At 70.8% G+C, this 12,326-nt stretch carries 13 protein-coding genes; 5 read left to right on the top strand and 8 right to left on the bottom strand.

Features of this window, described 5'->3' with window-relative positions; translation table 11 throughout:
• The first annotated feature begins 2 nt into the window (after positions 1-2).
• Together CKW28_RS03380 and CKW28_RS03375 are read left to right on the top strand one after the other, a co-directional pair.
• Positions 3-764: an SGNH/GDSL hydrolase family protein gene (locus CKW28_RS03380; protein ID WP_003926461.1), complete on the top strand. Its 762-nt coding sequence runs from the start codon at positions 3-5 to the stop codon at positions 762-764.
• Between the two features lie 60 nt (positions 765-824).
• Positions 825-1,850 carry an NAD(P)H-dependent glycerol-3-phosphate dehydrogenase gene (locus CKW28_RS03375; RefSeq protein WP_003926462.1) on the top strand — a complete coding sequence of 342 codons (1,026 nt, stop codon included), beginning with the start codon at positions 825-827 and terminating at the stop codon, positions 1,848-1,850.
• Positions 1,851-1,859: 9 nt separating this feature from the next.
• Here CKW28_RS03375 and CKW28_RS03370 read toward each other — a convergent pair whose 3' ends face one another.
• From CKW28_RS03370 to grcC1, 4 genes are all read right to left on the bottom strand, one after another.
• Positions 1,860-2,354, bottom strand: a complete 495-nt coding sequence (locus CKW28_RS03370; RefSeq protein WP_003926463.1) for a hypothetical protein — start codon at positions 2,352-2,354, stop codon at positions 1,860-1,862.
• Positions 2,355-2,409: 55 nt separating this feature from the next.
• Positions 2,410-3,234, bottom strand: a complete 825-nt coding sequence (locus CKW28_RS03365; protein WP_003926464.1) for an alpha/beta fold hydrolase — start codon at positions 3,232-3,234, stop codon at positions 2,410-2,412.
• A 218-nt stretch (positions 3,235-3,452) separates the two neighbouring features.
• Positions 3,453-4,337: a zinc metalloprotease HtpX gene (htpX, locus tag CKW28_RS03360; RefSeq protein ID WP_003926465.1), complete on the bottom strand. Its 885-nt coding sequence runs from the start codon at positions 4,335-4,337 to the stop codon at positions 3,453-3,455.
• Positions 4,338-4,403: 66 nt separating this feature from the next.
• A complete protein-coding gene (gene grcC1, locus CKW28_RS03355) occupies positions 4,404-5,411 on the bottom strand; it encodes a nonaprenyl/(2E,6E)-farnesyl/geranylgeranyl diphosphat synthase (protein WP_003926466.1) in 1,008 nt (335 codons plus the stop codon).
• A gap of 93 nt (positions 5,412-5,504) precedes the next feature.
• Between grcC1 and menJ the strand changes: the two genes are divergently transcribed.
• Together menJ and CKW28_RS03345 are read left to right on the top strand one after the other, a co-directional pair.
• On the top strand, positions 5,505-6,719 hold the full coding sequence (gene menJ, locus CKW28_RS03350; RefSeq protein ID WP_003926467.1) for a menaquinone reductase MenJ: 1,215 nt from the start codon (positions 5,505-5,507) through the stop codon (positions 6,717-6,719).
• A 273-nt stretch (positions 6,720-6,992) separates the two neighbouring features.
• Positions 6,993-7,235: a hypothetical protein gene (locus CKW28_RS03345; RefSeq protein ID WP_003926468.1), complete on the top strand. Its 243-nt coding sequence runs from the start codon at positions 6,993-6,995 to the stop codon at positions 7,233-7,235.
• Position 7,236: 1 nt separating this feature from the next.
• Here the strand turns inward: CKW28_RS03345 and CKW28_RS03340 are convergent, their stop codons facing one another.
• A complete protein-coding gene (locus tag CKW28_RS03340; protein ID WP_003926469.1) occupies positions 7,237-7,929 on the bottom strand; it encodes a demethylmenaquinone methyltransferase in 693 nt (230 codons plus the stop codon).
• Between the two features lie 90 nt (positions 7,930-8,019).
• Between CKW28_RS03340 and CKW28_RS03335 the strand changes: the two genes are divergently transcribed.
• Positions 8,020-8,859 (top strand): SDR family oxidoreductase, encoded by an 840-nt coding sequence (locus tag CKW28_RS03335; protein WP_003926470.1) that lies wholly within the window; start codon positions 8,020-8,022, stop codon positions 8,857-8,859.
• Positions 8,860-8,873: 14 nt separating this feature from the next.
• On the opposite strand, the gene CKW28_RS03330 is transcribed toward CKW28_RS03335, so the two are convergent.
• From CKW28_RS03330 to menD, 3 genes are all read right to left on the bottom strand, one after another.
• The gene (locus tag CKW28_RS03330; RefSeq protein WP_003926471.1) at positions 8,874-10,016 is read right to left on the bottom strand and encodes a glycosyltransferase family 4 protein; all 1,143 of its coding nucleotides are present in this window, start codon (positions 10,014-10,016) and stop codon (positions 8,874-8,876) included.
• An 80-nt stretch (positions 10,017-10,096) separates the two neighbouring features.
• Positions 10,097-10,597 (bottom strand): DUF3592 domain-containing protein, encoded by a 501-nt coding sequence (locus tag CKW28_RS03325; protein ID WP_050812050.1) that lies wholly within the window; start codon positions 10,595-10,597, stop codon positions 10,097-10,099.
• Between the two features lie 101 nt (positions 10,598-10,698).
• On the bottom strand, positions 10,699-12,324 hold the full coding sequence (gene menD, locus CKW28_RS03320) for a 2-succinyl-5-enolpyruvyl-6-hydroxy-3-cyclohexene-1-carboxylic-acid synthase (protein ID WP_003926473.1): 1,626 nt from the start codon (positions 12,322-12,324) through the stop codon (positions 10,699-10,701).
• Positions 12,325-12,326: the final 2 nt, after the last annotated feature.

Here is a 12,326-nt window from a genome sequence, read left to right as displayed (position 1 = left end):
CCATGACGATCCGTCTGACCTGTATCGGCGACAGCATCACCCGCGCCCAGATCAGCGCCGACTACATCGCCCCGCTCACCCACCGGCATCCGGAGACGCTCACCGTGCAGCGGTTCGGCGTCAACGGCGACTTCGCCTACAACCTGCTGCAGCGCCTCGACCCGGTCGTCGCCACCGGAGCCGACGCAATCACCGTGCTGATCGGCACCAACGACGCACGCGCCGCCCTTCCCGGCTACCCGATCGCAAAGACCATGAAGCGCAAGGGACTTCCGCAGCCACCGAGCCGGGACTGGTTCGCCGAGTGCCTCACCGGGATCGTCGAACGGCTGCAGCGTGACACCGACGCCGAGATCGCGCTGCTGTCACTGCCCGCGCTCGGTCAGGTGCTGCACGCCGCCCCGATGCGCGTCGCCGCCGAGTACAGCGCGACGATCGCCGAGGTCGCGCGGGCGGCCGGGGTCGCCTGTCTTCCGCTGCACGAGCGGCAGGTCGACGTGCTGCGGTCAGAACCCGTCGACCCGGTGCCGTACCGCGAACTGACGCCCGCCGGGTTCATCGCGACGCTGTTGCGGCGCGGCCTCGGAGGTGACCTCGACGCCCTCGCCCGCCGACGCCGGCTGGCGCTGACGACCGATCACATCCACCAGAACAGCCGCGGTGCGGCGCTGATCGCCGAGGTGATCGACGAGTGGCTTGCGCATCTGCCGCGCAACCGAAGTCGGGGCCGAGACGCGTCGGACCCGGCCCCGGGCCGGACCTGACGGAACCCCGCACGGGCAAATGCCCCCGGGCGGAGGGTCGCCGGCCCTAATCTGGTCCGCATGGCAGCTGCGAAACGCGCCCCCACCGTCGTCGTCCTGGGCGGCGGCTCCTGGGGCACCACCGTCGCCAACATCTGCGCCCGGCGCGGCCCGACGCTGCAGTGGGTGCGCTCCGAGGAGACCGCCCGCGACATCAACGAGAACCACCGCAACTCCCGCTACCTCGGCGAGGACGTGGTGCTCACACCCGACCTACGCGCCACCACGGATTTCTCCGAGGCGGCCAACAGTGCCGACGTGGTGGTCATGGGAGTGCCGTCGCACGGGTTCCGGGCCGTGCTGACCGAGTTGGCCCGGGAGCTGCGGCCGTGGGTGCCGGTGGTGTCGTTGGTGAAAGGTCTGGAGCAGGGCACCAACCTGCGGATGAGCCAGATCGTCAACGAGGTGCTGCCGGGCCATCCGGCCGGCATCCTGGCCGGCCCGAACATCGCCCGGGAGGTGGCGGAGGGATATGCGGCCGCGGCGGTGCTGGCGATGCCCGATCAGGAGATGGCCGCATATCTGGCGCGGATGTTCCGCACCAAGCGGTTCCGCACCTACACCACCGACGATGTGGTCGGCGTGGAGATGGCCGGGGCGCTGAAGAACGTGTACGCGATCGCGGTGGGGATGGGCTACTCACTGGGCATCGGCGAGAACACCCGGGCCATGGTGATGGCGCGGGCGCTGCGCGAGATGTCGAAGCTCGGTGAGGCGATGGGCGGCCAGCGCGACACCTTCGCCGGGGTGGCCGGCATGGGCGATCTGATCGTCACCTGCACCAGCAAGCGCAGCCGCAACCGCCACGTCGGCGAGCAGCTGGGTGCCGGTAAACCGATCGACGAGATCATCGCGTCGATGGATCAGGTCGCCGAGGGGGTGAAGGCCGCCAGCGTGATCATGGAGTTCGCCGACGAGTACGGCATCTCCATGCCGATCGCCCGGGAGGTGGACGCCGTCGTCAACCACGGTTCCACCGTCGAGCAGGCCTACCGCGGTCTGATGGCCGAGAAGCCCGGCCATGAGGTGCACGGCTCGGGGTTCTGATCCCGCAGCTCAGTTGCGCCGGTTGAGCAGCGGGTTGCTCGGCGCCAGGATGTGGCTGCCGGCCGGGCCGATCACGAAGCCGGCCCCGGTGCGGCTGTCCACGCAGGTGGTCATCGTGCCGTCGGTGCCGCAGCTGACCGTCTGATAGCTGATCCGGGAGTTCGGGGGCAGCGGTTCGGCGTCGCCGACCACGTCGAACACCGAGGCGTCGGTGGTGGCGAAACCCGGAACCCCGGGCCCGCCGCTGACCATGTTCGCCCCGCCGGGTGCTCCCGGGAGCGGCCCGCTGCACCCGTATCCCCCGCTGCGCTGCAGCACACAGGTGATCCCCGCGGGGCCGCGGAAGGCGAACCAGGCGCCGTCCATGACGGTGTACTCCGACAACCTCACCGGCTCGAAGGCGTTGACGTCGGGCGGCCCGGGCCGGTCCGGTTCGGCGGCCGCGACGGCGGGCACACCGACGACGGCGGCAAGAGCCGCCCCGAGGAGCACACGCTTCAGCACGGGGCTCAGCCTAACGGGGCGATGAGCTGCCCGCAGCGTGACGGCCGACCGCACCTCAGGACCGCAGGAACTCCAGGATGTCGGCGTTGACGACCTCGGCGTGGGTGGTCATCATGCCGTGCGGGAATCCCTGATAGGTCTTCAGTTTCGCGTTCCGGAGCAGTTCGGCGGTCAGCGGACCGGAGTTGGCGTAGGGCACCACCTGATCGTCGTCGCCGTGCATCACCAGGACCGGGACGGTGATCTTCGTGAGGTCCTCGGTGAAATCGGTCTGGGAGAACGCCACGATGCCGTCGTAGTGGGCTTTGGCGTCGCCCATCATTCCCTGCCGCCACCAGTTGGCGATCAGCGCCTCCGACGGTTCCACACCGTCGCGGTTGAACCCGTAGAACGGCCCGGACGCGAGGGCGCGGTAGAACTCCGAGCGGTTCGCCGCGAGTTGCGCCTGGAAGTCGTCGAACACGCTCTTGGGCAGCCCACCGGGATTGGCGTCGGTCCGCACCATCAACGGCGGCACCGCGGCGATGAGCACGGCTTTGGCGGTCCGCTCCTCCCCGTGGCGGGCGAGATAGCGCACCACGACCCCCCCGCCGGTCGAGTGGCCCACGTGCACCGCATCCCGGAGACCGAGGTGCTCGACCAGCGCGGCCAGGTCGTCCGCGTAGTGGTCCATGTCGTGACCGTCCGGCACCGGCGACGAACGGCCGTGCCCGCGCCGGTCATGGGCGATCACGCGGTATCCCGCGTTGAGGAAGAACAGCATCTGCGGGTCCCAGTCGTCGGCGGTCAGCGGCCACCCGTGACTGAACACGATGGGCTGCCCGCTGCCCCAGTCCCGGTAGAAGATCTCGACGCCGTCGGAAGTGGTGATCGTTGCCATCGTCGGCCCTTCTTCGCCGGATTCGCCGGATTCGCCGGATTCGCCGATTAGCAAGCTACCCCGCGGCACCCGTTCTCGCAGCGCGAAAGTCGCAGAACTCAGTTCATCCCGTTGGCCAGGGTGAGCGACTCCCCGGACTAGCACCCCCCCTTATCCGAGACCAGATAGAGCACGGCGTTGGCGACGTCCTCGGGGCTCAGCAGTAAGCGCCCCGGGGCTCAGTAGTAATGGCCCGGACCGCGGCCGGCCATCGCCTCGAGCCGGGCGATGCGGTCCTCGATCGGCGGGTGGGTGGAGAACAGTTTGCCGATCTTCTCCCCGGCGCGGAACGGGCTGGCGATCATCAGATGCGCCTGATCGGCCAGCTGCGGCTCGGGCGGCAGCGGCGCCGCCTGCACCCCGCCGCTGATCTTGCGCAGCGCCGACGCCAACGCCAGTGGGTCGCCGGTCAATTCGGCTCCGGACTGGTCGGCCTGATACTCCCGCGACCTCGACACCGCCATCCGGATGACCGTCGCAGCGATCGGGCCCAGGAACGAAACCAGAAGCAACGCAAAGGGGCTCGGGCCGCCTTGGCGGTTGCCGCCGAACATGCTGGCGTACATGGCGATATTGGCGAGCGCGGTGACGATCGCGGCCAGCGCACCGGCCACACACGAGATCAGGATATCGCGGTTGTAGACATGGGAGAGTTCATGACCCAGAACCGCCCGCAGTTCCCGCTCATTGAGGATCTGCAACAGGCCGGTCGTACAGCACACCGCCGCGTTGCGCGGGTTGCGCCCGGTGGCGAACGCGTTCGGGTTCGCGGTGTCGCTGATGTACAGCCGCGGCATCGGCTGGTGGGCGGTGTTGGCCAATTCCCGCACGATCCGGTACATCACCGGCGCCTGCAGTTCGGTCACCGGTTGGGCGTGCATGGCCCGCAGCGCCAGCTTGTCGCTGTTGAAGTAGACGTACACGTTCATGCCGACGGCGAACAGCACCGCCAGGAACAGGATCGACCGGTTCTGGAACAGCGCACCGATGAAGACGATCAACGCGGACATCCCGACCAGCAGCACGAACGTCTTCAACCGGTTGGCGTGCGGGTTCCACGTCATCAGCTTTCCTCCTAGAAGTCTTCGCTGATTAAACGCTGAGCCGGACGTGAGAGGTTCCGGTTCGGGTCAACCGTGTCGGTTCACGGTGAAATCGATCAGGGTTGCCAGCGCGTCCCGGCCCGGTCCGGCCGGCAGCTGCGCCAGCACACTGCGCGCCTCCGTCGCGTACTCCCGGACCGTCTCGGTGGCCTGCGCCATTCCCGGCGAACGGCGCAGCAGGTCCAGCGCCTCGGCCAGGTCCGCATCGTCCTCCACCGGTCGCGACACCAACTCCCGCAGCCGCTCGGCCTCCGGGCCGGTTTCCCGCAGCGCGTACAGCACCGGCAGCGTGTGCACCCCTTCGCGCAGGTCGGTGCCCGGCGTCTTCCCCGACTCCGTGGACTCACTCTCGATGTCGATGATGTCGTCGGAGATCTGGAACGCCGTCCCGACGATGCCGCCCAGCCGGGCGAGCCGTTCGACCTGCTCCTCGTCGGCGCCGGAGAACGTCGCACCGAACCGGCCGGACGCCGAGATCAGGCACGCCGTCTTCTCGTACACCACCTTCAGGTAGTGCTCTATCGGGTCGGCGCCGTCGGCGGCGCCGCGGGTCTCGCGCATCTGACCGGTGACCAGTTGCGCGAACGTGTCGGCGATCACCCGCACCGCCTCCGGCCCGAGCCGCGACACCAGCCGCGACGCGGTCGCGAACAGGTAGTCGCCGGCCAAGATCGCAATGCTGTTCCCCCATTTCGCGTTGGCGCTGGGCGCACCGCGACGCATCTCGGCGTCGTCCATCACATCGTCGTGATAGAGGGTCGCCAGGTGCACCAACTCGATCACCGCGCCGGCGACGGTGACCTGCCAGGCGTCGGGCTCCGGCCCCAGCTGGGCCGACAGCACCGTGAACAGGGGGCGGAATCGCTTACCGCCGGCCCGGAACAGATGCTGTACCGCCTCGGCCATCAGGTCGTCGGCTTTGCCCAGCTCAGAGGACATCAGATCCTCGATGCGCGCGACGCCGTCACGGACGCCGGCGGCGAAATCCGGGTCACCTAGATCCACGCCGGCCACCACGGTCGCTGGTGTGTTCACGATGCCAACATACTGGTACCCATGGACGGCCGGTGCGAAGGAGCGCTCGGGGCAGCCCCCGGTGCAGGGCAGGACGGGCGACACGGCGATCGGGTGAGCGCCGATGTCGTCGTCGTCGGGGCCGGACCGGCAGGTTCCGCGGCCGCGGCGTGGGCCGCCCGGGCCGGCCGAGACGTGCTGGTCATCGACTCCGCGCAGTTCCCCCGCGACAAGGCGTGCGGCGACGGTCTGACCCCCCGGGCGGTCGCCGAACTGGAACTGCTCGGGCTGGGCCCGTGGCTCGACACCCACATCCGCCACCACGGGCTGCGGATGAGCGGATTCGGCGCCGCGGTGGAAGTGCCGTGGCCCGGCCCGTCCTTCCCGTCCACCGGCAGCGCGGTGCCGCGCACCGAACTCGACGACCGGATCCGGATGGTGGCCGTCGACGACGGCGCGAAGATGATGCTCGGCGTCAAGGCCGCCGGCGTGACCCACGACTCATCCGGGCGGGTGGCGTCGGTACAGCTGGACAACGGCACCGAGATCCGCTGCACCGAACTGATCGTCGCCGACGGCGCCCGTTCCACCCTGGGCCGCGCGCTGGGCCGGCAATGGCATCAGCAGACCGTCTACGGCATCGCGATCCGCGCCTATGCGGAGAGCCCCCGCCACGACGAACCGTGGATCACCTCGCATCTGGAACTGCGCTCGGCCGAGGGCGAACTGCTGCCCGGTTACGGCTGGATCTTCCCGTTGGGCAACGGCGAGGTGAACATCGGCGTCGGGGCGCTGTCCACCGCCAAACGCCCGGCCGATGCGGCGCTGCGTCCGCTGCTGTCCTTCTACACCGGACTGCGCCGCGACGAATGGGGTTTTCCGGGCCCGCCCCGCGCCGCGCTGTCGGCGCTGCTGCCGATGGGCGGGGCGGTGTCCGGTGTGGCCGGGCCGAACTGGATGCTCATCGGCGACGCCGCGGCGTGCGTCAACCCGCTCAACGGTGAAGGCATCGACTACGGCCTGGAGACCGGGCGGTTCGCGGCCGGACTGCTGGGCTCCGGTGACTTGTCGCAGGCCTGGCCGGCGCTGCTGCAGCGGCATTACGGTCACGGCTTCTCGGTGGCGCGGCGGCTGGCGTCGTTGCTGACCCGGCCGCGGTTCCTGCCGCTGACCGGTCCGGTGGCGATGCGCTCGACGAAGCTGATGAATATCGCGGTACGGGTGATGGGCAACCTGGTCACCGACGAGGACTCCGACTGGGTGGCGCGGGTGTGGCGCACGGCCGGCGCCGGGTCCCGCCGACTGGACGAGCGGCCGCCGTTCAGCTGACCGGGCGTCCAGCGCGGCCGCACCGTCGCCGGTCATGTGCGACAACCTGGTGTGCGCGTTGCACATTCGCCGGACAGCACCAGCGGCGCCGCAGCAGATCTGCGACCTCGCCCTGCAGCACCCCGGCTGACCCGACCGGAATATGCCGGGGTGCGACGGGGTTGCCGGCAGCGACGAACGGCGTAGCCTTGACCCCACAGGGCCGCAGCTGAGATCACAGCCCGTCGGCCCGACCCGTCGGGGTCAACTGGGAGGTCCGCGATGCCCGGTCCGATGTCCGCCAGACTGGCCGGCCCGCTCGCACTGGCGGCCGCTCTCACCGCCGCCGCCCTGATATCGCCGGGCCCGGCGGCCGCGGCGCCCGGGCACCCCGACCGGCGCTGCGCCGAAGTCCCCTATGTCGGTGTGTGCGTGCCGATGTGGGAGCGGCCGAACAAGTCGGCGCGCACCCCGGTCGGCCAGGTGCTCGGACCGCTGTTGACCGTCGACATGGCCGACACCCCGCCCCCGCGCTAAACTACCGGGCCGGTTTGGTGGCCGCGTGCAGTGCGACGATGCCGCCGGTCAGGTTGCGCCAGCGCACTTTCGACCAGCCTGCGTCGCGGATCTGGTGGGCCAGTTCGAGTTGCGTCGGCCAGGCCCGGATGGACTCGGCGAGGTAGACGTAGGCCTCCGGGTTGGACGACACCACCCGCGCGATCCGCGGCAGCGCCCGCATCAGGTACTCCTTGTAGACCGTCGCGAACGCCGGATGGGTCGGGGTGGAGAACTCGCACACCACCAGCCGGCCGCCGGGCCGGGTCACCCGGGCCATCTCCCGCAGCGCCGCGGCGTGGTCGACGACGTTGCGCAGCCCGAAGCTGATCGTCACCGCGTCGAAGACCCCGTCGGCGAACGGCAGCCGGGTGGCATCGCCGGCGACCTTGGCCACCGCCCGCCCGCGGCCGGCGGCCAGCATGCCGACGGAGAAGTCCGCGGCCACACACCACGCGCCGGATCTGGCCAGCTCCACCGTCGACACCGCGGTGCCCGCCGCCAGATCCAGCACGGTGTCGCCGGGCCCGATGCGCAGCGCGGCCCGCGTCGCCCGACGCCAGAACCGATCCTGCCCCAGCGACATCACGGTGTTGGTGAGGTCATAACGCCGCGCCACCGCGTCGAACATCGACGCGACGTCGCGGGGATCCTTCTCCAGAGTTGCCCGGCTCACGTCCCTGACGCTACCGGGTCAAAGTTCCGCACGAAATCCGTCCGGTCGGCATGCTGAACTGCACAACGCACTCGCGACGGAAGGCAGCGCATGGGTTCGAACGTCTGGGGCTCGAAGGTCTGGTTCATCACCGGGGCATCGCGCGGTTTCGGCCGGGAATGGGCGATCGCGGCGCTGGACCGCGGCGACCGGGTGGCGGCCACCGCCCGCGACGTCTCCACCCTCGACGATCTGCGGGACCGGTTCGGCGACGCGGTGCTGGCCATGACGTTGGACGTCACCGACCGCGCCGCCGACTTCGCCGCGGTCCAGCGGGCACACGACCACTTCGGCCGCCTCGACATCGTGGTCAACAACGCCGGCTACGGCCATTTCGGCTTCGTCGAGGAGCTCACCGAAACCGAGGTGCGCGATCAGATGGAGACCAACTTCTTCGGAGCGCTCTGGGTCACCCAGGCGGCGCTACCGTATCTGCGCCGCCAGCGCAGCGGGCACATCATCCAGGTGTCGTCGATCGGCGGGGTGTCCGCGTTCGCCGATCTGGGCGCCTATCACGCCTCCAAATGGGCGTTGGAGGGGCTCTCCCAGTCGTTGTCGCTGGAGGTGGCGCCGTTCGGCATCCACGTCACGCTGATCGAACCGGGCGGCTACGCCACCGACTGGGGTGGTTCGTCGGCCCGCCGCTCCGCGACGATGCCCGAATACGCCGAGTCCCGCGCCGAAGCCGACCGGGTGCGGTCCCAGCGGGTGGCCCGCCCCGGCGACCCGAAGGCGTCGGCGGCTGCCCTGCTCAAGGTCGTCGACGCCGAGAAACCGCCGCTGCGGGTGTTCTTCGGCGAGCTGCCGTTGCAGATCGTCAACGCCGACTACCAGAGCCGGTTGCAGACCTGGGAGGAGTGGCAGCCGATCGCCGTGCTGGCCCAGGGGTGACCCCCGGGGTGGCGTCATCCGGCGTGCCGGTGCGGTGCCGGGTGCGCGACGGCGGGTGCGACCGCCGCATAGTGCTCGAGCAGTTGATCGCAGATCGCCGGCCAGGTCCGGCCCAGCACGCTGCGCCGGGCCGCGACCGCGTACCGCGGCCGCTCGGCGAGCAGGTGATCCACCGCCCCGGCGAGCCGGGTCTCGAACTCCTCGACCGGCAGCAACAGCCCGGTGCGGCACGGCGCCACCAGATCCCGGGGGCCGCCGGCGTCGGGGGCGATCACCGGCAGACCGGAGGCCAGCGCCTCCTGCACCGCCTGGCAGAACGTCTCGTGTTCGCCGGGATGCACGAAGACGTCCATCGACGCATACGCGGCCGCGAGCTGCTCACCGTACAGCGCACCGGTGAAAACCGCTGTCGGCAAGAGGTTCTCGAGCTTGCGCCGGTCCACCCCGTCGCCGACGATCACCAGCTGCAGGTCGGTGCGCGGGGCCAGCGCCCGCAGCCGCTCGACATGCTTCTCCGGGGCCAGCCGGCCGACGAACCCGACGATCGGCTTGCCGTCGGGCGACCAGCGCCGGCGCAGCTGCTCGTCCCGCGCCGACGGTGCGAAACCGCCGACGTCCACCCCCCGCGCCCAGAGGTGCACCCGCGGAACACCGTGGCGGGCCAGATCCCGCATGGCCGCGGTGGACGGGGCCAGGGTGCGGTCGGCGAGGCGGTGCAGATGACGGGTCCACGCCCACGCCGCCCGCGCGGCCACGCCCATGCCGTAGCTGGCGGCGAACCCGGCGACGTCGGTCTGGAACACCGCGACCGTGGGCACCCTGAGCCGGCGGGCGGCGAGCAGACCGCCGTAGCCCAGCAGCGCCGGTGAGGCGAGGTGCACCACGTCGGGGTCGAAGCCGCGCAGCACACCGATCATGCGGGGCCGCGGTATCCCCAGCGGCAGCGAGGTGATCTTCGGGAACATCCGGGACGGCACCCGATGGATGCGCACCCCGTCGTGAACCCGTTCGGCCGGGGGTTGGCCGGGTGGGGTGTCGGGCGCGATGACCAGCACCTCGTGCCCGGTGCCGCGCAGATGTTCGACCACCCGCAGCACCGAGTTGGTGACCCCGTTGACATGGGGCAGGAATGACTCGGTGACGATCGCGACCCGCACACCCGCAGCGTCTCAGCCGCAGCTGACCACCAGGTTGCCGACCGGTGGTGTGGACGCGAGCAGCCGGGAAATCGCGGGTTTCAGCCGCTCGTGTGAGTTCGCGCCGGCTCGGCGGGGGTGGGCGTACGCGATTCCAGCCGGCGCTGCAGAAACGCCAGCCCGACCAGCGCCGCGCCGACGACGATCCAGCCCAGCACCGCGATCGACCCGGCCGGCACGATCGCCAGCAGCGCGTTGCGGTCCTGAACCCGCACCAGCTCGGGATCGTTGACGTCGTACTCGACGTAGATGCGCATGCCGGTGTCGAGTTCGGACGGGTACAGCACCCCGAGTTCGGGCCGGTAGGTGACCCGCTCCGGGGTGACGAACTCGATCGTCGACCGGCGCGGCCCCGCGTCGAGCACCAGCGCCTCTGCCACCCCCATGTTGCGTTCGATCTGCCGGTCGTTGCGCCAGGCGCCCACCACCAGCAGCACCGACTGCAGCGTGATCACGCACGCGGCGATGACCAGGCCGATGCGCACCCGGCGCAGGATGCGCTGGCTGCGGGTCTCCCCCGGCTCGCCGTACAGATGCGGCATGACCACCGCCCACACCGCCCTGGCCCGCGCGCCGAGCACCTCCAGCGCGGCGCGGGCCCGGTCGGCGGCACCGGTCACGCCGTCGGTCTTCGGGCCGCGTGTCACAGCGCCGCCTTGATCGAGGCGTGCAGCGCCCGCAGCGAGGACCGGTCGGCTTTCACCTCCAGCACCCGCATCCCCTCGAACGGTTCGTTCAGCGCGGCGCTGAGCTCGGGCAGCTCGAGCTGACGCGATTCCACGTGATAGGCGCGGCACAACGCGCCGACGTCCACGTCGTGCGGGGTGCCGAAGATGCGCGACGACACGTCGGCGAACCGCGGATCGCCCTGCTCGAGCAGTTCGAAGATGCCGCCGCCGTTGTCGTTGGACACCACGATCGTCAGGTTGTGCGGCACCGGTTCGGTCGGCCCGATCAGCAACCCCGAGCTGTCGTGGACGAACGTCAGATCCCCGATCAGCGCGATGGTGCGGCCCTGGTGGGCCAGCGCGGCCCCGATCGCCGTCGACACCGTGCCGTCGATGCCGGCCACCCCGCGGTTGGACCGCACGGCGACGTTGCGGGCGTTCAGCCCGACCAGGGCGGCGTCGCGCACCGGGTTGGACGCACCCAGCACCAGCTGGTCGCCGTCGCGCAACGCGTCGACCACGGCCGCGGCCACGTGCAGCCCGGTGGTCAGCGGATGCGCGGCGAGTTGCTCCCGCACCGCCGACATCGCATGCCGGTGCACCTCCGCGCAGCGCCGCAACCAGGCCGGCTGGGGCTCCCCGGTGACCACCGCCCGGGTGCCGGTGGCCTGCGAGTTGCCCGACACGTCCGGCCACCGCGGACCGGTGGTGAGCGCGTACACCGGCACCGACGGGTCGGCCAGCAGTGCCGAGACGGGCCGGTGCAGGGTGGGCCGGCCCAGCATGATCACCTGCTGCGGGCGCAGCAGCGGCAGGGCCAGCGGATGCAGCGGGTTCTCCGGGGCCGGGGCGGTCGGCTCGGCGACGGTCGGCAGTGCCGACAGGTTGGAATGGTGGCCGGCGCCGTGCCCGGCGATCACCACGGTGTCCAGGCTCAGATCGATGTCCAGCGGCTGGTCGAAGCTCACCGGCGGGGTGTGGGTCCACGGTCTGCCGCCCGGCCGCCCGGGAGGCGGGCCCTCGGAGGTGGTGTGCGGATCCGGCACCAGCGGCTCCCGCAGCGGGATGTCGAACTGCACCGGCCCGGCGTTGGCGGTGCGGGCTCCGGTGGCCGCGGCCAGCACCCGGCACGTCGCCGAGCGCCACTGGGCGTTCAGCGTCGACATGTCGCCGATCGTCTCCGGCGCCAGCCCGAGGCTGATGGTGGCCCGCACCTGGGTGCCGAAGTAGCCGAGCTGTTCGAAGGTCTGGTTGGCGCCGGTGCCGAGCAGTTCATAGGGCCGGTTGGCGCTCAACACGATCAGCGGCACCCGCGCATAGTTGGCCTCCACCACCGCGGGTCCCAGATTGGCCACCGCGGTGCCCGACGTCATCGCCACACACACCGGGGCGCCCTCGGCCACCGCCAGGCCGATCGCCAGGAAGCCGGCCGTGCGTTCGTCGATCCGCACATGCAGCCGCAGCCGCCCGGCCCGGTCCGCGTCCTGCAGCGCGAACGCCAGCGGCGCGTTGCGTGACCCCGGGCACAGCACGACGTCGCGGACACCGCCGCGGATCAGTTCGTCGACGACCACCCTGGCCTGCGCGGTCGAAGGATTCACCA

The organism is Mycolicibacterium thermoresistibile (genome assembly GCF_900187065.1).
Lineage (GTDB): Bacteria > Actinomycetota > Actinomycetes > Mycobacteriales > Mycobacteriaceae > Mycobacterium > Mycobacterium thermoresistibile.
Note: the sequence above shows the minus strand (reverse complement) of the source record. Positions and strands in the feature narration are given on the sequence as shown.